This is a genomic window from Phycisphaerae bacterium (genome assembly GCA_019636475.1).
GTDB lineage: Bacteria > Planctomycetota > Phycisphaerae > UBA1845 > UTPLA1 > JADJRI01.
The window spans coordinates 99,974-121,336 of sequence record JAHBXN010000002.1 but is presented as its reverse complement, the minus strand read 5'-3'; the positions used below and the strand labels follow the sequence as shown (position 1 = coordinate 121,336).

General features: G+C 60.2%; 16 protein-coding genes and 1 tRNA gene. 8 read left to right on the top strand and 9 right to left on the bottom strand.

Going from position 1 to position 21,363, the window contains the following annotated elements:
• Nucleotides 1–18: 18 nt before the first annotated feature.
• The gene (locus tag KF841_03630; protein ID MBX3394438.1) at nt 19–1,194 is read right to left on the bottom strand and encodes an LL-diaminopimelate aminotransferase; all 1,176 of its coding nucleotides are present in this window, start codon (nt 1,192–1,194) and stop codon (nt 19–21) included.
• 328 nt (nt 1,195–1,522) lie between these two features.
• On the opposite strand from KF841_03630, the gene KF841_03625 reads away from it, so the two are divergent.
• The 4 genes from KF841_03625 (at nt 1,523) to KF841_03610 (ending at nt 5,171) form a co-directional block, all read left to right on the top strand.
• Nucleotides 1,523–2,221 carry a hypothetical protein gene (locus tag KF841_03625; GenBank protein MBX3394437.1) on the top strand — a complete coding sequence of 233 codons (699 nt, stop codon included), beginning with the start codon at nt 1,523–1,525 and terminating at the stop codon, nt 2,219–2,221.
• A gap of 248 nt (nt 2,222–2,469) precedes the next feature.
• Nucleotides 2,470–3,720: a ParA family protein gene (locus KF841_03620; GenBank protein MBX3394436.1), complete on the top strand. Its 1,251-nt coding sequence runs from the start codon at nt 2,470–2,472 to the stop codon at nt 3,718–3,720.
• A gap of 5 nt (nt 3,721–3,725) precedes the next feature.
• A complete protein-coding gene (locus KF841_03615) occupies nt 3,726–4,112 on the top strand; it encodes a VanZ family protein (GenBank protein MBX3394435.1) in 387 nt (128 codons plus the stop codon).
• A gap of 12 nt (nt 4,113–4,124) precedes the next feature.
• A complete protein-coding gene (locus KF841_03610; protein ID MBX3394434.1) occupies nt 4,125–5,171 on the top strand; it encodes a substrate-binding domain-containing protein in 1,047 nt (348 codons plus the stop codon).
• 18 nt (nt 5,172–5,189) lie between these two features.
• Here the strand turns inward: KF841_03610 and KF841_03605 are convergent, their stop codons facing one another.
• The gene (locus KF841_03605) at nt 5,190–6,692 is read right to left on the bottom strand and encodes a sugar transferase (GenBank protein MBX3394433.1); all 1,503 of its coding nucleotides are present in this window, start codon (nt 6,690–6,692) and stop codon (nt 5,190–5,192) included.
• Nucleotides 6,693–7,050: 358 nt separating this feature from the next.
• Between KF841_03605 and KF841_03600 the strand changes: the two genes are divergently transcribed.
• Nucleotides 7,051–7,938, top strand: coding sequence for a hypothetical protein (locus tag KF841_03600; protein ID MBX3394432.1), 888 nt, complete (start codon nt 7,051–7,053; stop codon nt 7,936–7,938).
• Nucleotides 7,939–7,981: 43 nt separating this feature from the next.
• Here KF841_03600 and KF841_03595 read toward each other — a convergent pair whose 3' ends face one another.
• Both KF841_03595 and asnB read right to left on the bottom strand, forming a co-directional pair.
• A complete protein-coding gene (locus KF841_03595; GenBank protein MBX3394431.1) occupies nt 7,982–9,325 on the bottom strand; it encodes a phenylacetate--CoA ligase family protein in 1,344 nt (447 codons plus the stop codon).
• Entirely contained in the window at nt 9,322–11,337 is a 2,016-nt protein-coding gene (asnB, locus tag KF841_03590; GenBank protein ID MBX3394430.1) for an asparagine synthase (glutamine-hydrolyzing), read from the bottom strand. Before asnB ends, KF841_03595 begins: the two co-directional genes overlap by 4 nt.
• A gap of 241 nt (nt 11,338–11,578) precedes the next feature.
• Here asnB and KF841_03585 point away from each other — a divergent pair, with 241 nt between their 5' ends.
• Nucleotides 11,579–11,869 (top strand): twin-arginine translocase TatA/TatE family subunit, encoded by a 291-nt coding sequence (locus KF841_03585; GenBank protein ID MBX3394429.1) that lies wholly within the window; start codon nt 11,579–11,581, stop codon nt 11,867–11,869.
• Nucleotides 11,870–11,885: 16 nt separating this feature from the next.
• Here KF841_03585 and KF841_03580 read toward each other — a convergent pair whose 3' ends face one another.
• From KF841_03580 to KF841_03565, 4 genes are all read right to left on the bottom strand, one after another.
• Entirely contained in the window at nt 11,886–12,560 is a 675-nt protein-coding gene (locus tag KF841_03580; GenBank protein ID MBX3394428.1) for a TetR/AcrR family transcriptional regulator, read from the bottom strand.
• A gap of 46 nt (nt 12,561–12,606) precedes the next feature.
• Entirely contained in the window at nt 12,607–13,647 is a 1,041-nt protein-coding gene (locus tag KF841_03575; GenBank protein MBX3394427.1) for a hypothetical protein, read from the bottom strand.
• Nucleotides 13,648–13,781: 134 nt separating this feature from the next.
• The gene (locus KF841_03570; protein ID MBX3394426.1) at nt 13,782–15,236 is read right to left on the bottom strand and encodes a GGDEF domain-containing protein; all 1,455 of its coding nucleotides are present in this window, start codon (nt 15,234–15,236) and stop codon (nt 13,782–13,784) included.
• A gap of 532 nt (nt 15,237–15,768) precedes the next feature.
• The gene (locus KF841_03565) at nt 15,769–16,527 is read right to left on the bottom strand and encodes a crotonobetainyl-CoA--carnitine CoA-transferase (GenBank protein MBX3394425.1); all 759 of its coding nucleotides are present in this window, start codon (nt 16,525–16,527) and stop codon (nt 15,769–15,771) included.
• Nucleotides 16,528–16,767: 240 nt separating this feature from the next.
• On the opposite strand from KF841_03565, the gene KF841_03560 reads away from it, so the two are divergent.
• Entirely contained in the window at nt 16,768–18,045 is a 1,278-nt protein-coding gene (locus KF841_03560; protein ID MBX3394424.1) for a PQQ-like beta-propeller repeat protein, read from the top strand.
• A 162-nt stretch (nt 18,046–18,207) separates the two neighbouring features.
• Here the strand turns inward: KF841_03560 and KF841_03555 are convergent.
• Nucleotides 18,208–18,281 (bottom strand) — tRNA-Arg (locus tag KF841_03555).
• A 418-nt stretch (nt 18,282–18,699) separates the two neighbouring features.
• Here KF841_03555 and mgtA point away from each other — a divergent pair.
• Nucleotides 18,700–21,360 carry a magnesium-translocating P-type ATPase gene (gene mgtA / locus KF841_03550; protein MBX3394423.1) on the top strand — a complete coding sequence of 887 codons (2,661 nt, stop codon included), beginning with the start codon at nt 18,700–18,702 and terminating at the stop codon, nt 21,358–21,360.
• Nucleotides 21,361–21,363 lie beyond the last annotated feature (3 nt).

Sequence of the window (21,363 nt, the reverse complement as noted above, 5' to 3'; positions counted from 1 at the left end):
CGGGCTTTCTGCTGGAATTCACCACTTCAACTCCGCGAGTCGGCCGGTGGCCTCTCGAATTCGATCGACTTCGACCGTCAATGCAAATCGGACGAAACCCTCGCCGTGCTTTCCGAAGCCAACGCCGGGAATGGCGACGACGGCGGCTTCGTCAAGAATCTTGGTTGCACACCGCATGGAATCCTCGTGTCCTCGGGGGCACCTTGCCCAGACATAGAACGTGGCACGCGGCTGATCGACCTCGAATCCGATCTCGCGGAGGTGGGGGACCAGTGCGTCGCGCCGCGCGCGGTACATTTCGCGAATGCGGACGATCTCCGGCCGGTTCACGCCGTGGAGTGCCGTGATTGCGGCATCCTGTACCGCCGTGAACACACCGGAATCGACGTTGCCTTTGATCTTTGCCAGCGCCTCCAGGACGCCGGGATGACCGACCGCGAAACCGATGCGCCATCCGGTCATATTGAAGGTCTTGGACAGGGAGTGCATTTCAATGGCGACATCCTTTGCTCCGGGAACTTCCAGGATCGAGTGCGGCCGATCACGATCGTCAAAATAGGTTTCGGTGTAGGCGGCATCGGCACAGATGACGAAATTGTGCCTGCGCGCCAGGGCAACGGTTCGTTCCAGGAATTCCAGGTCGCAGATGGCGCCGGTGGGATTGTTGGGGTAATTGATGAACATCAGCCGCGTTCTGGCGAACACCTCAGTGGGGATGGCTTCAAGATCGGGGAGGAAGCCGCGGTCCGCGCGAAGCGGCAGGTCGTAGGGTACGCCGCCTGCGAAGATCGTGCCGCTCTCATAGACCGGATATCCGGGCGAGGGCACGAGCGCGACGTCGCCGGGATTCAGTACCGCCAGCGGCAGATGGCCGATGCCCTCTTTCGTGCCGATGAGGGCGAGCACTTCCGTCGCCGGATCGACGCTGACGCCGAAGCGGTTCTTCATGAATGCGGTTGCGGCGGCTCGAAATTCGGCCGAGCCGCTGCCGAGAGGATACTGGTGGTGCGCCGGTATGCGAATGGCCGTCGCCATGCTATCGACAATGAAATCCGGCGTGGGGCAATCGGGATCGCCGACGCCGAAGCTGATCACGTCCTTGCCTGCTTCGATGGCAGCGCGTTTCTTCCGGTCGATTTCAATGAAGAGATAGGGCGGAAGCTGGTCAAGTCGAACAGCGCGTTTGAAGGACATGGGGCGAACTCCGTTTCGGCGGGGTGCGGCCGTGATTCTGCCACATCGCGTGACTGGGATGCTGCGAGCCGCGCCGCATTATCGCCGAGTGACCGGCCGCGTCAAAGCGGGACGGCGACTTTGTCGTGAGCCATTCGAACAACAAGGTCGCGGTTCGGCGCATCGGTTGAGCGGCGATCGCTCAGGACGGGATCTGGAAGGAACCTGGTGACATTCTTGGTTTTTTGCGCAATGGCCGGCGCGTTTCTCGGCTTACCTTGAAGGTGGGACCGGGCAGTATGGGCCTTAACGAGACGTTCCCACGAAAATCTTAAATGAGGAAATGGCCATGAAACTGAGAATCCTTGATCGTCCTTTCGGAATTTCGAGGCCTTTACTGGCGGGTGCCGTCCTGCTGCTGGCAAGCTCGACCCAGACGTTCGCGACGAATCTGTCGATCGAAGAGACGACCATCTCGTTCGATCCCAACGCGAGTACGTGGTATGTGACATCGCGTGTGTGCAATAACGAGAATGGTGGTCACTCCGGCTCGCTGCTTTATGAATTGCGCTTGACGCAGGGCAACTCGTATTACTCGATCGGGTCAAGGAGCGTGTCAGATACAATTAACGGCGGATACTGCCTCACATTTACTGGCATGGCCATCAGCGTCAGTACGAATGTGCCGAACGGGATCTATGAGATACAACTCGTGGTGGGCGAGTACAGCGGCGGCAACTACATCGCCAGGGATAACGCGACCTATGACCGCACGTTCATTCGAGGCGGCGGTGGCGGAGGCGGAGGCGGAGGCGGAGGCGGTGGCGGAGGTCAAGGTGACATCTGCACTCAGAACGGCTGGTATGGCGATGGTGAATGCGACACATTCTGCCCGTTGGCCGACCCGGACTGTTATGACGGAGTCGGCGGGTTGCCGGCTGCTGGATTTTGCGGAACAGGATTCGCCGTGAGCAACGCGTGCGCGATGGTGGGGGCGTTCGGCATTTCGGCGTTGACACGTCGTCGCCGCCGCCATATCCGGCGCTGACCTGCCACGTCGGCCGTTTGGCCCGAAATTGAACGAATACGAACTTGACTGGAGCGACTCCAGCCTTAATCGGTCCGGCCGGCTCACGGTTTGCGTGGGCCGACCGTTTTTTTTCGTTCGGAAGGCGGATTCCTTTCGGTTGCGAGGGGTTTGGCATTTCCGGCTGACGGGCCGCGGCGCGTCGGTTAAACTATTCGGGTACACGTTGGCAGTGCCCGTCACCCTTGGCATGGATGCGAGTTCGAGCAATGGAATGTATCGCCATCATCAATCAGAAAGGCGGCGTCGGTAAGACTTCGACCGCGGTCAATCTTGGTGCCGGGCTGGCTCAGCGCGGCAAACGCATGTTGCTGATTGATCTTGATCCTCAGGGCCATCTCACCACGCATTTCGGCCTCGACGGCGAAACCGACGGTCGCGGCATTTATGATGTTCTCACCAAGGACCTGCCGCTCGATGAAGCCATTCATCCGTACTCGCCGACGATTTCAATCGTGCCGGCCAATGTCGATTTGGCCGCGGCTGAAGTCGAACTCGTGTCGGTTGTCGGTCGCGAGGTGATACTGCGCGATCTGCTCGTCGCGAAGGAACGGCCGTTTGATATCGTGATGATCGACTGCCCACCGTCGCTCGGCGTGCTGTCGTTGAACGCCCTGAGTGCGGCCACGCGCGTGCTGATACCCGTTCAGCCACATTTCCTGGCATTGCAAGGCGCGGGCAAACTGTTCGAGACGATCTCGCTGGTGAATCAACGCTTGAATCGCACGTTGAGTGTCGCGGGAATGGTGATGTGCCTGTATGACGCCGGCACGCGGCTTTCGGCGGAGGTCGTGGACGATCTGTCCGCATTTCTGGATCAATCGCGCGGTTCACCCGTGCCGTGGCGTGATGCGCGGATCTTTTCGACGGTGATTCGCCGAAACGTGAAACTGGCGGAATGCCCGAGTTACGGCCAGTCTATTTTCGAGTATGCCGCCCGAAGCAACGGAGCGATGGACTATCTCGCACTCGCCGATGAACTTCTCTCACTTTTGGAAGGGCGGTTGCCCGCGCCGGCTCCGGCGAAGGCGGCCGGGAGCGAGGCCTCGAATGCCGACAGCCCTGGCGAGTCCGATGACGAGGCTGCGGCAGCGGTTGCAGGGTCGAGTCATTGTGATGACACTGACTCCGTTCCGCAGTCGGCGTCGATGCATGTTGCCGGCACGGTCGAGATCGCGCCGGCGAACGGCAAGCCATCCGCGCAGCATAAGGAATCCCGCAGAAACAAGGCCGCTCCTGCATCTGGAGTCGGTGTGGGACCGGAATCAGATGGCGATGCAGCGTCCAAGTCAGTCGGAGCAGGTGAAGTGAATTCCGAACTGGTCGCGAATCGGCTCGCTCCGGTTCGCATTCCACCCGGCGGAGAAAAGCGAGCCGCTGCGACGGACGCTAATCATTCGGCGTGCGGCGGTTCGATCGCCTCGGCGGCGGTGACGGCCGCTGTCGCCTCGTCGAACTGAGCCACATGGGCTTCGCACCGCGCTTAATTCGGACCGCCATCTGGCTCGCCTGTTTTGTCGCCGCCTTTGTGGTGACGCATCTGCCGCCTTCGAAACTCCCGAGCGCCGGCTGGCTGAACGACAAGGTTGAGCACCTGATCGGCTACGCGATGCTCGCGATGGCCACATGCTGGCGATTCGGCAAATCCGATCGAAGTCGAATTGCGATCATGGCGGCCGTTCTTGTGGGGCTGGCGGCTTATGCAGCCGTGGATGAACTGACGCAGCCTTGGGTCGGGCGTTCGTGCGAATGGGGCGACTGGCTGGCTGATCTGGGGGGAGCGGCAATCGGTTTGCTGCTTGGACTGGCGACGGGCCTCCTGCGACGCTTGTCGCCAAAATCCCGGGGGTAGCGGATGTTGCCGATGAGACAACCCCTGTTCCTCCGTGGAGCGCCGGCCGGGGCGCGGGTGCGGTGGCGAGCCGCGATATTCTGTATCGGGATCAGCGTCTGGATCATCGGATGCGATGAGCAATCAGGCCGAAGCGGCGAATCGTCCCAACGGTCGCTGCGCGTCTTTATCGTCGGTGAATCCGAAGCCGAGCCCTCCTGGCCCGTTCTGAAGGCACTTGCGGGACAATTCCATGAGAACAGCCGGCGCGTCGAATTCATCGCGGTCGCCCCGAAATCTTCCTCTCCGCAGGAACAGCAGGCGCTGCTGGATTCGCTGCCGAGGCGCGGCGCGAGCGTGGCGTGTCTGATCCCAACCGATCCGCCGTCTGTGCGAGCCAGTGTCAATCGACTGGCGACCGGCGGTTGCCGCGTTGTGACGATCGCCCGTGATGTGCCGGAGTCCGGTCGCTCGGTCTATTGCGGGCCGTCGGAAACCGAAATCGGCAGGAAGGCGGCGGAAGCATGTGCGGTCGCGTTGTCCGGCCGTCCTCAGACGGTCATGACATTGACATCGACGGAATCGAACACCGCCTATCGCGTTCGTAGTCACTCTTTTCGCGAAGAAATTCCGTTGTATGGACCGATCGAGATCGTCAAGGAAGTGGAGTGCGGCGGAAACATTTTCGATGCGGTGGAGATTGTCCGCCGAGATGCGCGGAGCTATCCGCGAATCGGATGCTGGGTTCTCTTTGATGACTGGCCGCTCCGGGCGACGTCGGCGAAGGAGCGATTGCTGCCGCTGGGTTGCCGGATGGTATTGTGCAATGGAAATCCGAAATACATGGACCGCGTGAGCAGCGGCGAGATTCAGGCCATCGTGACGTTCGATTTCTATGAGTGCGTGTTCAACGCATTGCAGGCGGCATCGGGGCTCGCGGAGGAACCGACACGGCAGCGGCCTGCCTTTGTGATGGTCGATTCCGTAACAGTGACGATCAGCGAAATGGAATGGTATCGGCGCTGCTGGGAGAGCTGGCGGCATGGCCAGCCGTCACCACCGCAATCGCCGTGGGAATGATCGACTACTCGGAAAGGCTTATCGCGAACCGAGGAAGAAGGTCCCGAAGGTCCGAAGCAGGATGATAAGATCGAGTTCGATTGAGGTATGCTTGATGTAGTAGAGATCGAGTTGCAGCTTGCGACGGGCGTCGGCGATTGTCGCACCATATCCCAGATTGATCTGTGCCCAGCCGGTGAGGCCCGGCTTGATGAGATGCCGCTGATCATAGAACGGAATCAGCGCTGACAGCGGCGTGACAAATTCCGGTCGCTCCGGTCGCGGCCCGACGACCGACATATCGCCGCGGAGAATGTTCCAGAGCTGCGGCAGTTCGTCAATCCGCAGAGCCCGCAGCCAGCGTCCAAGCGATGTCACGCGCGGGTCATTGGATTGCGCCCATTTCGATCCGGCCGATTCCGCGTCGCTTCGCATCGTTCGGAATTTGTAGAGCGTGAAGACCCTTCCGCCTTGGCCGACGCGGGTTTGCGAGTAGAACGCAGGCCCGCGATCTGAAAGGCGAATCGCAAGCGCAATGAGCGGAAAAAGCGGTGCCGCCACGATGAGGCCGAGGCCGGCGACAATCAGGTCGAAGACGCGCTTGCCGACGGCGTGCTCCTGCCGCTGGCCTTTGAGATCGGCGGCCAGGAACCACGTCGGGCTGATGTGCGAGACAGGCACTTCCTGGTACATCGATTCATAGAATGTCGTTTCGTCGGTGACGCGGCAGCCGAGCCTCAGACACTCGAGCGCCGCGCGAACATCCGAGGGCACTTGCATCGCGCCGTCGGCGACGACGACTTCGGTCACATCGTGTCGGCGGCAGATTGCTTCCACGCTCGAGGTACTACCCACGAGCGGAATGTCGCTCTCGCCGATGTCGTCGCGGGTACGACCTTCTGCCGCGACGACTCCCACCAACCGATACCCCGGTACCGAGCCTCGACGGACCGAACGCACGATTTTGCCCGTGAGCGGGCCCTGCCCGATGACGAGCAATCCGCGGCGCACGTCGCGAACGGTGTGGTGGGCCAGAAGGCGAATGAGCGAAGCGGTGAAAAGGAAGATCACGATGCCACAGGCCGCGGCTCGGCGGCTCAGCGGGGAATACATGAATAGGTGCATGACGAGCCAGGTTGTCGCCATGGCGATGGAAACCGTGAGAAGGCACCGCGCGACAATACGCGATCGCGACCAGAGCGTGGCCGGCTCGTAAAGCCCGAACATGCTGCCCGAAAGGACCACGGCCGTGGCGAGGATGGCGCTGGCAAACCAGAGATGATAGCTGCCGAGCGATTCAGTGATCGGTCGCCACCAGACGAACAAATCGTGGCCCAGCAGGGTTCCGCTGCAGACGATGAGAATGTCAAAGACCATCCAGACAGCACGAGGAAGGTGAAGGAGGAATCCGCCGAAGATCGAATGCCGGACATGGGGCGCCTCGGGCTTGGTCGCGGTGGCGAGAGGTCGCACGACCTCGGCCAGTGTCTGCGGCGATGCGGCTTCAAACGTAAGAAGCGAATTTGTCGTGATTCCGGACATTCCACACCTTCCAGGACGGACGTATCTTGGTATCGGTCGTGTCGATATTAGACGTGAGTTCGCAAATGTGACCGAAACGACGCGCATGAATTGCATCAATCCGCTTTCACGACCTCTCGCGTCGTGAAGAGGCCGCGCAAATTGTGCAGGTGTCAACGCCCGGCCAGGCCTGGATTGGAACGCCGGTGAACTTCATTCCCGTGCCTCATCCTCCGATAAATGCTGAGACGACGAAGGACCGATGCCGGGATTTCCGGCCCCCGTTCTCGTGCAGAGGAGCAGCAAGGTGAATGCAGTTGCAGCAAATAACCGGATAATAGGAATCGGGAGACAGCGCCGCAGTAACCGCAGTGTACCGTTGCTGATTATTCTGTTCCTCGTCGCCAGCGGCGCCGGCTGCTCTCGGAATGAGACTGCGCCGAAGTACCAGGTTCAGTCCGGCGATCAGGTGGTGCCCGTGCTGGCGGATGATCTGGGCATTTCCACGGAACTGTTCACCCGCGCCGGCGCGCATTCACTGCTGGCTGAAGTGAGCCAGGGTCAACTCCCCTCCGGCATCTGCGTCGTCCGCATCGAAGCACGGCTTGGTGCAGATGGTCATCGAACGCTGGCGGTGCTGCCATTGCCGTCGCAGCACGCGATCTACTGGAATCAATTGTTTGATGAGCTTCCGGCGATTCGCGAGGTCGTTTTTCTTGGCAAGCCTGGATTGGATCCGCGAGGATGCACGCGCGGTGACATCCTGCGCGTCGCCTTGGCGCGAGACTGCGGTCTGTGCCTGATTTATGCTCGCGAGGAGGAATCCGATGCGGACGCGGAGTATGTCGGCGTGATCTGGAACACCCGCACACAGGCGGCGGTTGCGACGATCCGAACCCCGGTGATCCTGCCGCCCGAGGTGGTGGATCGGCTCAAGGAGGATGCAACGTGCGATCGGGCTATCACCGAGGCTGACTTTCGGAGCGAGCAGGAGTTCCGCCGATTCGTGCGCGATGTGGTCTGGGACATTGCCCGCAATGATGTCGCAGACGCGGCACGCGAGATCAGTCCGTGGAAAGACTACGTTCCCGCCTATCCGCCGCTCTTCGATCGATATCGCGTTCCCGGATTGGAGCGCCCCGAGCCATACAATTCGCCCGGCCTCAAGCCCAAGGACCAGACTCGCCGCACCTCGGACGAGGTTGATTCGAATGCCCCGGCCGGCGGAGAGCCGGCAGTCGCCCGCAATGACGAAGACGGCGACTAACGACCGCCACGCTGCACGAATGGTTCGATTGCGGTCCGCCAGCCTATTCAGCCGCCGCCGAGACGACGCATCGGTGCTTGCCTGAAGGCAATTGCGGAATCTCGTCCACGACCCGCAGTTCGATTCTCGGCCCTTCCCCGATTCGGTTTCGAAGGTGGCGTGTCACCAGGGCGCGCCGCGCTTCGTCGAGTGAATCGTCCGCGATGATCTGCACTGCGAGATCGAGATTTTCGCGCTGTTCCACTCGGAAGTGCCGTATCGCCGGCACGTCTCGCAGGGCATAGATGACTGACAGGGCGTGTGCGTAGCCGCCGTCCGCCGTCCGGAGCATGTCGGTGCGGCGCCCCTCAATTCGCTCAAGGGACTCCAGCTCGCGGCCGCAGGGACAAGCTCCCGATGCCCGTCGTGCGAAATCGCCCGTGCGATAGCGGATGAACGGCATGCCGAGCGCATCAAGGTGGGTGATCGTGACTTCCCCCGATTGTCCGTCAGACACCGGATTCAGATCGTCGCCGAGCAATTCGACAATCAGGCTCTCCATCGTGACATGATACCGGCCGGCCCGGCATTGATGCGCAATGAAGCCCGCCTCGCGCGATCCGTAGCCGTCCGCCACGGGCACCTGGGCGGCCGCCTCGATCGCCGCGCGGTCCTCCGGCAACAGGAGTTCACCGGTGACAAAGACGGCCTTGAGCGAGGGGGTCTGAAGGCGCCAGCCGGCGTCGCATGCATGTCGCGCCAGCCGGGCCAGGCTGCTCGGATAGCCGAACAGGTGAACCGGATCGAATCGCCGGATGCGCCGCAGGTAGTCCGTCATGCCGTCGAGTGTCATACGAAAGGCATCCAGCAGCAACTGATTCGTCAGCCGATCGCGCACGCGTTTGAGTCGGTCCTGGGCGGCCAGTTCGACCGGCGCGCCCCACAGATAGGCCTCGCGCTCGCCCAGATCGATGCCGAACCAGCGGCGCGATCTGGCCCGTGCCGCCTGATCGGCGGCTTGCCGGTCTCGATCAATCCAGAATTGCAGCGGATCGCCTGAAGAGCCGCCCGTGCAGTAGGGCGCAAGGCGGCGACGCCGGGGCGATTCCAGCAGGCGCTGCGCGTGTCGGCGGATATCGTTTTTGGTCAGCGTGGGAAGCCGAGTGAGATCGTGGAGCGTCGCATTCTGTGGTTGAACGCCGGCGGCATGGATCGCGTCGCGATAGTACGGACAGTTTCTGGCGGCGTGGGTCAGAAGGGCGCGCAGCTTTTCAACCTGGATCGTTCGCAATCGGTCGATCGGAAGCCGCTGCGATGCCTCCAGTTCCCTGAGATAGCGCAACGTGCGACGGCCGAGCAATAGCTCGTGCGCGGGCAGCAGCAGCTTTCTCACCAGCAGGGGGCTCACAATGAATCCTCGCCCGTCGGTCCACACGAGTCTCCCATCGGAAGAAGCACGACTCGACTTTGTGACAACCTGCCTCGCTCTGGTGGCTTCGGACGGTTGCTCGCGGTGGTCGCGGGATGCGTCATCGCCGTGCCTGAATGGATGCGCGTCCATGCATCGAGCATGAGCAGCTTCCACATGAGTGGTCCCAGATTCGCTGCGCCGGCCATGTGTCGTTTCCATACGGAGCGAATCGCGCCGGGCGCGATCCACTGGTGGACGGCCGAATTCGAATCGAGCAGCTTCGACTCGACTCGATCGCGAAGCGGTCCGCGGATCCAAGCGTCAAGCGGCACATCGAATCCCGCCTTCGGACGACATGCGATTGACGAACCGAGTTCGCGGGTAACGGCGCGCCGCAGAAGCGCCTTGCCGACTCGCCCGCGAATTCGCATCGCCGGTGGGATCCGCCAGGCGAATTCGACAAAGCGATAATCCAGCATCGGCGATCGGACTTCGAGACCGTGCGCCATGCTGGCGCGATCCACCTTGGTCAGTATGCCGTCTGCGAGGCCCAGCTTGATGTCAATATACTGGCATTTAGCGAGATGGCTGTCCGCGTCGCAGCGGCGGGCGAGCAGCCGAAGCCGATCAAACGGATCATGATCGCGAATGGACGCGGCGGCGTCCCGGTTGAGCAATGCGCGGGCCGCCTGCGGCGAGAGCCCCGCAATGGACTCGCCGTGCGCCGAGATGCCGTCGGTCGCAAGATTCCGCAAGGTCGCCCCGGCTCGGAGGAAGCGTGGCAATCGCGATGACCTGGGATATACGGCGGAGAGTGTGCCGAATATCGCGCGTCGCAGCGCGCCGGGAATGCGACGCCGAATCGCTTCCTCGTACAGGTCATAGCGGTATCTGCGATAGCCTGCCAGGACCTCATCGCCGCCATCACCGGACAGCGCGACCGTGACGTGCCGGCGCGCGGCCTGCGAAAGAAGAAACATCGGAATCGCCGATGGGTCCGCGAAGGGTTCATCAAAATGCCATGCGAGCCGGTCGATCATTCCCGCGGCGTCGGCTTGCACGAGATGATCGAAGTGACGCGTGCCGATCTGCTCAGCCGAGTCGCGGGCGGCCCGGCGTTCGTCGAATCCAGCTTCTTCGAATCCGCTGGTGACGGTGACGATGCGATCACGAGACAACTGTCCCATCGCGCCGGCCACCGCGCCGGAGTCGATGCCGCCGCTGAGCAGCGCGCCGACGGGTACATCAGCCACGAGACGGCTGCGCGTCGCACGCTTTAATTCGTCCCACAATCCGCAGGCGATGTCATCGGCGTCGCCGGCATGCGGTGAACCTGCATGCAAATCCCAGTAGGATGATATGGCCGCCCGGCCGTTCTCGAGCACGAGCATCGAAGCAGGGGGCAGCTTACGGATGTTGGAGAGAATCGTCCGTGGCGAGGGGACAAAGTCAAAAACGAGATAGTCATACAGCGCGGCCATGTCGATGCTGCGATCAATTTCCGGCAGCGCCAGTAAGGACTTGAGCTCCGATGCGAAACCGATGAGATCGCCTACGACCGCGTAGTAAAGCGGTTTGACGCCCAGCCGATCGCGTCCGAGCAACAGCTTGCGACGCTGTGCGTCCCAGATCGCGAACGCAAACATCCCGTTCAGATGTTCGACGCAGCGTTCGCCGAACTCCTCGTAAAGATGAACGATGCACTCGGAATCGCCGGTCGTGCGGAACGTGTGGCCGCGCTGGATAAGGGACTCCCGCAGTTCGAGGAAGTTGTAAAACTCTCCGTTGACGACGGTATGAATGGTTCCGTCTTCATTCGGGATCGGTTGACGCCCGGTTTCGATGTCGATGATTGAGAGTCGCCGATGAGCGAGCAGGGCGCGGTCGTCGACGTACTCACCGCTGCCGTCGGGGCCGCGATGTTCGAGACGACGGGACATCTCGCGCAGAATCATCCGATGGCTGGGGTCGAGGGGCGTTTGAGAGACGATGCCTGCGATTCCGCACATTGGCTTATTCCCGCGCGCGGAGCGACCGATCCGGGCCGCTTCCGTTACGCTAATATCGGCAGCCGCGGACCGGCCCAGGGGCACGATCAGATTGGAATCGTACTCTCGATTGCCGAAATCAGGTGGAATTCGGTGTTCGCGGGGCGGAATCGCGCAGATATTGCGTTTGAATGGTAAGGCCCCTTGGCGGAGGGTACGATATAATCATCTGGCGTGCGGCCGTATGCCACGGAGAACGAACATGCTCGCGCAGTCTCAGGTTCTGGCGTTTTTGAATTCAATCGGCGTACCGGAGATGATTGTCATCGGCGTGATCGCGCTGCTGATCTTCGGTCGGCGATTGCCGGAAGTGGGCCGATCGCTGGGCAAGAGCTTCGTCGAATTCAAGAAGGGGCTTAAGGACACGAGCGACGACATTGAACAGATCAAGGATGATGCGTCTCGCTCGATTCGCGAGGACAAGTCGGCCGATCGACCGGTGCACTTCAACGATCCGAATAAGTCATCCTCCGATTCGAAGACCGCCCACTGACTCAGTGCGGCGTTCTTCAACTCTTGCCCAGGTCATCACCCGCAAGCAACTCAATCAATAGTCCGATGGTCTGTTCGACGTTTGCCGGGGTCGCATGGCCCGGAATGTCGAGCGGCTTGATGAAAGCGAAGCCGATCGCGGCGTGGATCAACTGCCAGGCCAGGCCGACGGGGGAGACATCCCGCCGAACCTGATGCGTGCGCTGGGCGCGCTTCAGCACATGGGCGAGGAATCGCGCGTACTGTTCGTAGTGATCGCATAGCGCGGCATGGATGCGCGGGTCGTTGATTTCAGTTTGAGCCATGAAGATGACGCGATAGAGCTGCCGTGTACGGGCGTCCGTGGTTGCGGGGTTCAGCCGAAACAGTACGCGCAACTGGTCCATCGGCGATTTCAGTGGGGCGATCGCGTGGCGCCAGCTCCGAATCACCTCCCGCCCCACTTCATGGATCAGCATTACGAAGAGGTCCTGCTTGCTCTTGAAGTGCTGGTACAGCACCGGCTCGGATACATGCGCCGCTCTGGCGAGTATCGCCGTCGTTGCCCCTTTGTACCCGTAGCTGGCGAAACACTGGATGGCGGCCTCAAGAAGTTGCTTGCGCCGATCGTCGGCCTTCATGCGCGGAGATCGCGATTTGCGGACGGATCGAGCCTTCTCTTCTCCGCTGTGATGTGGCTTCGCTCGATCCATGTACGCGGATTCAGCTCGTTCGAGGTTTTGAAAGTCAATTCACCCGTCAGTCCGGATCAGGTACTCGATTCCAGCCCAGTTCCCGATCGCGCTGTTCGGCGCTTCGAATGCGATCGCCGGAGCCTCTGTCTCGCTCGGCTCCGCGCGTGTCGATTCGATCGGCGTGTGCCGGGATTTCAGTGGTTTCGGATTCGGCTCGGTCCACGTCAACTTCACCGCCTCCGCGCAACGGGTCCGGCATATTTTGCGACGCGCGCGTGGGTTGAAAGTCGTCGGATCGACGGTCCGCGAAGTGCCCGACCAGTCTGGAGTCGTTTCCAAGGACGATCGGCGCCAGATAGCGGCGGACGAACAATCTGGAGGTCGAATCCACGTGGCCGCCGCGATAATCGGACAGCGCGAATTCTGGGCGATATCGAATATTTGCAAGCTTCTGATAAAGCTGACGGGTCTCCGATGTGGCGGTGGCGGGCACATAGAAGCCCTCGAGACCGGCAATGCCATCTTCGCTGTCTGAGCGATCGACCGTGCCGGTGTACCAAACGACGTTGCGAAGAATTCCGTCGGTCGGTGAATACACGATATAAAGCCGATTCTGCACCCGCCGAAGCGCGCGGGTCAGATCGTACCGGCTCGACATGCTGCATCCAAGAAACAGCACGTTGGACACCTTCGCGCTCTCGGGAAGCGCCTCCAGGGCGAATGTTGTAATGCCTGTGCCCGCTGAGAGCGCGATGATGTTAATCTTCGCACCCGGGTGCATCCGCCGATCCTGTCGTATCCGATCCGCCAGTTCGATGCCTTTTGCTCGATTGCGGCTGATGTTGAGCTGATCGCCGGAATGCAACCAGCTCTGCCATGTAAAGACGCGGACGTCCCCTTCATAACCCCCATCGCGAAGACCGCCCGGCACATCAAACGATCCGACATGGCCCATCGGTCCGGCGCCGCCGACATAGTAGGTGATGCCTCGCCGTGGATTTCCCGACGGTTGCCAACTCGTGATTTCGCCGAATATTCGGCCTGCGCAACCCGACCCGGTTGAAATCAGGCACGTTAGAAGCAGAAGGGCGAAGATTCGTCGCATAATTTGCCGCATCCGGGTGTCGCGGATGTTCGGCATCGCGACAACCGAGGCCTGAGCCTCGCGGCGCGACGCGCATCGATTACCGCGAACGCTTCTGCGCACGGCGGACACTCCCCTCACGCGACTCGCGTGTATTATAGTTTCGCGGGCAGTGGTGTCGACGAACGAACTTGGATACGCATGGTGCGTCCCGATTGGCGGAAATGTGCCGCATCGATTGGTGACGTCACGGCTTGGGCCTTGCCGGCTTGTTTTGCCGACAGGAGGGCGTGATCCGCACAGGCGAGTAGCTCTCCCGGCGTCTTGGCCCTGTTGCCGAAGATGCTCGCAACGCCAGCGGTCAGTGTCGGCAGCAGCGTTTTGTCAAACATGGCCCGAAGTCGCTGTGCGAACAAGGACAGAATGCGATTGGCCAGCCGGGCGGCGGAATCGGCCGATGCACCGGGCAGGATGACGATGAATTCATCGCCGCCGTAGCGGATTGCGCAATCATCTGACCGGACGCACTGCCGGAGCAGCTCGCCGGTAAAGCGAAGCACGTCATCGCCGGCACCGTGTCCGATCGTGTCATTGACCTGTTTGAAGTTGTCGAGATCAAACATGATGACGCTGAGGTCGCGGTTCGCGTTGAACTGGGCGTCAAAAATCGGCGGAAATTGCTCTTCGAGGTAGCGCCGGTTGTTAACGCCGGTCAATGCGTCCTGCCACGCCTCCTTTCGCACGCGATTCAGGTCCGAAATGATCCGTTTTGTTTCGCGGGCAACTTGCGAATCGACGCGTCGTTCGGTGATCTGGGTCATTCGCCGCCAAAGCCGACAGTGCATTTGAGCGGCCGAAATGCTCTCGTTGAGCGACAACAACTCCGCCAGACTGCCTCGCGCGGCCAAAGAATCGACTGGCGCTTCCGGCTCGGATTCGGTCGGTTCGGCACACGGGTCGAATTCGGCGCTTGTACGGGCAAGCGTGGTCAGCGGATCGACCAACCGGCGATTCAATCGAGCGTCCACCACGAACAACCCAGCGATCATGATGCACGCCAATGGCAGATGAAACTGCCACAGGTCCGCTTTTGCATCGATGCCGCGCAAGTCCACGCGGGCGATGACCGCCAGAGTGAGCGGATTTGATGCGCTAGCGCTATGAAGCTTCGTCGTGACGATCGCATAGATGCCGTCGGCAGGTTCCTTCAGCTGGGCGGTGTCGATCATTTCAGCGAGGGCGCCGCCGTCAGGTACCTCGCGGCTCGACGATCGGGCGAGAACGCTTTCGAAGGCGGACGTTTTCTCAGCATGTGCCAGGACCTTGCCCGTCGAATCCATTACGCGAGCGACGAATACCTGTCGTTTCGAGAGGGATCGTGAGCAAAGAGATTGCAGATTGTGAAGATCCGGATCCACCGCCCGACCGAATTCGTCAATCACGTCCCGTGCGATTCGTTCGGCGTCCTGTGCGAACAGTTCTCTCGTCGCTGCACTGCGACGGAACTCGTGCGCCGCCATCGCCGCGCAGACGAGTGCCAAGGCGAAGGCAATCATTGTGAAGCGGATGAACTTGCGCGTTGCGACGGGCTTGTTGCTTTGAAAGGGCATATGTTCCTCGGCCCGCCATGGCATCGATGCCCGCGCGCACCTTGATGATCGCCCGCGCGACGCCGCTACCTCAACATTTCCTTTATCGCGGCGCGTACAGCGTCTTGACCGCAACGTCGGCGAACTGTTCCTGTTGGAGTTAAGGATACGATTGCCGGAGGCCGGTTCGCAAAAACGCGATTGCGCGGAAATGAAACCGCCGGTTGGATTCTCGGCCAATCCTTTTCCGGGGGGGGGGGGGATGCGTGTTTTTCCGTACACTGTGTCAGCTTTCAGGCACTTCGGTCGATATTCGATTGCAAATTTAGGGCGAATACCCTTTTGCAGGGGTATGGGCCGGCCTGTAACATCTATTCCAGATGAGCACCTGTTTCAGAGCATGTGCTTCTCGGGCCGAGGTTCATTGAGTACAGGGTCCTGAAACAGCTTCAATAAGCCTATTCCCCCCTCCGGAAAGCGCCGGGCGGCTCCCAAAGGTCCCCGGCGTTTCTCCTTTTTCACATCCCGGCATTCGAATCGATCGTGGACCGACCTATTCGATGACCATGAAGCCTGGCGTCGGATTATGAGACGTGCGCTCCAGGCGGCAGCGATGAATACCGAAGACATCCATTACCGCTCGCGTTTCACCCGGAAATTCGCGGCAGTTCAACTCGTCAAATGCGATAATGCCGCCGCGTGGAACGCGCTCCCGAATCAGCTCGAGGCAGGCCCGCGTCGGGTCATACAGGTCAAAGTCGAAGTAGGCCAAGGCCACGATCGTCTCCGGGTGTCGCTCAAGATAAACCGGAAGTGTCTTTGTTGCGTCACCCTCAACCAACTCGAATTTGCGGATGTGAGGCAGCGGGCTTTCCGACTCATGATACTGAAGCAGGGAATGAAGATATTCCTTGTAATCCGCCGTGACGCCGAATCCGCCGATTCGGACCTGTTCCGATCGACCGTCCTCTTCAGCGACGGCCGGGAAACCGGCGAACGTGTCGAATCCGATGATCTTCCGATTGAAGTTGTAGGGTTCGTAGATTCCCCTGAACGATGAGAACAGCGCGAGGTTCTGTCCCCATCGCACACCGAACTCCATGATGACACCATGTACGGGCACGATGCGCCGAAACAGGTCGTGAATGTAGAGCATGCGGGACATCGACTGCCGGTTGATAAACAGTCCCAGATTGACCAGCAACTCCTGCTCCGGAATCGGGCACGCGCGGAACTGCTCAATAAAAGCCCGGCGCCTCTCGATCTCCTGCGCGGAAGAATAGGCGGGATGCTGGGTGTCGTGATCGTTCATGGCTGTACTCCCATGGCGGTCTCGTGGACCGGACTGAATGTAATTCGGATCCCGCGTGTTTGCATCCGGAAATCCCCGGGCATTCCCACTACAATGGCACCTCATTGCGGCATTGGATCCGATCGGCCGTCGAATTTGTCGAGAAGTCTGTCCGAAACGACGGAAGCCGCCGGTTCAGCGAAATCTCGTGATACGGAGTGGCCCAGCATGAATCATCGCAAGCTGTTCGCAATTCAGTCCATGGCTCTGATCGCCGCCGCGGCGACAACCAACGTTCGCGCGGATGATTGGCCGCAGTGGCGCGGGCCGGCGCGTGACGGAATCTGGCGGGAAACGGGCATCGTCGAGACGTTCGCCAAGTCGAAGACGGATCCCAAATGGTCCGTCCCCATTGCCGGCGGATACAGCGGTCCCACGGTTGCCGAAGGTCGCGTGTATGTGATGGATCGGCTCGTCGATCCGAGGCAGGTTGAACGCGTACATTGCTTCGACATTCGCGATGGCCGAAAAATCTGGTCACATGAGTATGAGGCCGTGTACAAAGTGGACTACGACGCCGGTCCGCGGGCCAACGTGACGATTGACGGCGGTCGGGCCTTTTCAATCGGGGCGATGGGTCACTTCCATTGTCTTGATGCGAGGACCGGCGAAGTGCTGTGGAAGAAAGACCTCAATGCGGAATACAAAATTCGCATGCCCGTGTGGGGTATATCCGGAGCGCCGCTGATCGAAGGCAATCGGGTCATCGTGCAGATCGGCGGCGAAGGCGAATCGTGCCTGGTCGCGTTCAACAAGGTGAATGGGGAGGAACTCTGGCGTTCTCTTGATGACACCGCATCGTACTCCGCGCCGGTCATCTTCGAACGCGAAGGCAACCGTATTCTCGTGTGCTACACCGCGAGTTATGTAGTGGGTGCGGATCCAGCAACCGGAAGGCTTGAATGGAATATTCCGTTTCCGGCCAAGCGCGTGGTCATCGGCATCGCCACACCCGTCCTGGAGGGTGACTACCTCTTCTTAACGAATTTCTTCGATGGCTCACTCATGCTCAGGCTCTCAAAGGATGGAAAAAGCGCGACGGAACTTTGGCGCCGCGGTGGAAAGGACGAACAACACACCGACGCTCTCCACGCCATCATCTCCACGCCTTGGCTCGCAGGTGATTACATCTACGGCGTCGATAGCTATGGTGAGCTACGCTGCCTTGATGCAAAGACCGGCGATCGGATCTGGGAGAGCGACAAGGCCGTCAGGCACGAGCGCTGGTCCACCATCCATTTCGTCTGGAACGAGCCGCAACAGCGCATGTGGATGTTCAATGAAGAAGGCGATTTGATCATCGCCCGGCTGACTCCCAAAGGCTATGAAGAAATCAGCCGGACCCACATCCTCAAACCGACGCGCGATCAACTCCCCTCGCGCCGCGGCGGCGTGTGCTGGTCCCATCCGGCCTTCGCTGACCGCAGCGTCTTCGCACGGAGCGACAAGGAACTGGTGTGCGTTGATCTGGCGAAGTGAGCGAACCGGGAACAGGCCGGCGGCAACCGAGTCTCTCTCATTTTGACATGCCGGAAGCCGGGGCGATATTTCGATTCAAGAGCGTGAACCCATCGCACCGCCGGGCCATGAAACCGCGAGGAATCATGAACGGATGGCGAGATCACCGGACAAAGAACGGAACGCGCCCGAGAGGATTCGAACCTCCGACCTGCGGTTTAGGAAACCGCTGCTCTATCCTGCTGAGCTACGGGCGCTATTGGGTCGATCAGCAAGGGGTTGTCCTAACTGTTCAACGCAAATCCCGATTCTAAAGGTGTCGGGGGCTGCACGCCAACGCCGTCATGGGTTTCGTCCGACGCCGTGATCCGGTTTGCTGGTGTCACCGTGGTTCAACCTGTCCACAACGCACGGACCCGCTCCCGTCGAAATCGGCGATATTTCAGTCGTCAGTTTTGGTCGTGAATCGGTCCTCCGCCCACTGCTGTTGCGAGTGCCTTCCCAGTGTGCCGACTCTACGTACTTCGTTGCGACACACCGCGATTTGCGACCCTGATGTCACTTCGAGATGATCGGGGAGTATCCGCCTGTTACCGGTTTTTCGATCACCAATGGCGATAATGTTCCGTCCTGATACGATGGGTTCAGTTGCCGAATCGGCAGCGGGCGAAAACCATGGCGACGGGTGAACATCGCTCCAAGTTCGTCTCATTGCATCCCAGGCCGGTGGGCCTTCCCAGCGAATTCCCCAGGCCGACGTATTCGATCCATGTCTCACCGCTGCTGATCGAAGTGTCTGCGCTGTCGGTCGATGCGGCCTATCAACGGCTGAAGACCAGTTCCGACGGGCTGACAAACGACGAGGCGGAGCACCGGCTTTCCGAATGTGGCCTGAATGTCGTCGAGGGCGACGGTCGAAAAAGCTCGTGGGTCCTCTTGTGGCACGCGGTATTCAATCCGCTCGTCATCCTGTTGTTAATGCTGGCGATCATCTCCTTCGCGACGGGTGATGCGTCCGCCGGTGTGGTGATGTCGCTGATGATTGCGCTGGGTGTCAGCCTTCGCATCATCCAGGAAGCAAAGGCGGACTACGCGGCGGCAAAGTTGAAAAGCATGCTCTCGGCGACCGCCGCCGTGATTCGTCAGGGCCGGAGCGAGGAGCGCGCTGTTTCGCACATCGCGCCGGGCGACCTCATTCGCTTGGCCGCCGGCGACATGATTCCCGCGGATGTACGCATTCTTTCGGCCAAGGACCTGTTTGTGATTCAGGGGGCATTGACGGGCGAATCCATCCCGATCGAAAAGTTTGATGCGGACAAGGGCGGCGCGGGCAGATCGCCTCTTGAGTTGGACAATATCGCATTTCTTGGTACGAGCGTTCACAGCGGTTCAGCGCTGGCCGTTGTCGTGGCGACGGGACGGCAGACCTATCTGGGCAGTATGGCCGCGTCGTTTGACACGACCCCGGCTCCGACGGCCTTTGATCGGGGCGTCTCGCGATTCACCTGGTTGATGCTTCGACTGGTCTTCGTGATGGTACCGCTGGTCTTTGTCATCAACGGACTGACCAAGGGAAACTGGCGCGAGGCCTTTTTTTTCTCGCTGGCGGTGGCGGTCGGACTCACGCCTGAGATGCTGCCGATGATCGTGAGTGTGTGCCTGTCCAAGGGTGCGCAGGCGATGTCGAGGAAGAAGGTCATCGTCAAGCGCATCAATGCAATTCAGAATATCGGCGCGATCGACATTCTATGTACGGACAAAACGGGCACGCTCACGATGGATCGTGTGATCCTGGAGCGGCATTGTGACGCGGCCCTCGAGGAGAATGACGAGGTCCTGGCACTTGCTTATATGAACAGCCATTTTCAGACGGGCCTGAGGAATGTGCTGGATCGGGCCGTACTTGCGCATGAGGAGACACACGCCCACGCCCGGATTCCGGATCATGCCAAGGTCGATGAGATCCCGTTCGACTTCGAACGCCGCATGATGTCCGTGGTGATCCGAACGCCTGAAGGGAAGGATCGAATCATCGGCAAGGGCGCGCCGGAGGCGATTTTTCCGCGATGTCGCTATTTCGAACTCGATGGAGAGACGAACCCGCTGAACGATCTGCTGCTCGACGACCTCAAGGAGGAGTATGAACGACTCTCGGCCGACGGCTTTCGCGTGTTGGCCATCGCCTACCGGGATCGGGATCCAAAGCCGGACGGGGAGGCGTACGGTAAGGACGATGAATCAGATATGGTTCTTAAAGGCTACGTCGCCTTTCTGGATCCGCCCAAGGAATCTGCGGCCGCGGCGATAAGGGCTTTGCAGAATCATGGCGTCGCAATCAAGGTCGTGACGGGGGACAACGAGCTCGTCGCGAGGAAAATCTGCCACGAAGTTGGAATCCCGACCGAACATGCGCTTGTGGGCGGTCAGGTCGAGGAAATGACCGACGAGCAGCTCGCGGTTGCAGCCGAAAGCACCACGCTCTTCGCGCGGGTTTCTCCCGCGCACAAGAAGCGGATCATTCAGGCGCTTCAGGCCGGAAATCATACAGTGGGCTTCCTGGGCGACGGCATCAACGACGCGCCGGCATTGCGATCGGCCGACGTCGGGGTGAGCGTCGATGCGGCGGTGGATATTGCCAGGGAATCCGCAGACATGATCCTGCTGGAGAAGAGTCTGCTGGTGCTGGACGAGGGCGTGCTCGAAGGCAGAAGGGTGTTCGCCAATATTCTGAAGTACATCGGGATGGGCGCGAGCAGCAACTTCGGCAACATGTTCAGCGTGTTGGGGGCCAGCCTTTTCGTACCGTATCTCCCGATGACTCCGATTCAGATTCTCACGAACAACCTGCTCTACGATCTGTCTCAGACCGCCATTCCGACCGACGAAGTGGATGCCGAACAAATCGCCAGGCCTCGTCCGTGGGATATCGGGTCGATCTGGCGTTTCATCGTTCTGATTGGCCCATGCTCATCGATTTTTGACTATTTGACATTTTTCATGATGTTGAATGTGTTCCATTGCTGGGCGCTCGACAGGGCTTCGGTTTTTCAAACCGGCTGGTTCGTCGAGAGCCTGCTCACGCAGACGCTCATTATTTATGTAATTCGCACCCGAAAGATTCCATTTCTCCAGAGCCGCGCCTCCTGGCCGCTGATGGTCACGACTACCTGCATCATGGCTGTCGGACTGGCCATTCCATTCTCGGTGATCGGCCCCCATCTCGGATTCACACACCTGCCGCCGCTCTACTGGCTGTTGCTGAGCGGGATCACAGTGGGCTATCTGCTCCTCACGCAGAGCGTGAAGACGTGGCTGGTGCGGCGTCAGTGGATTTAGTCA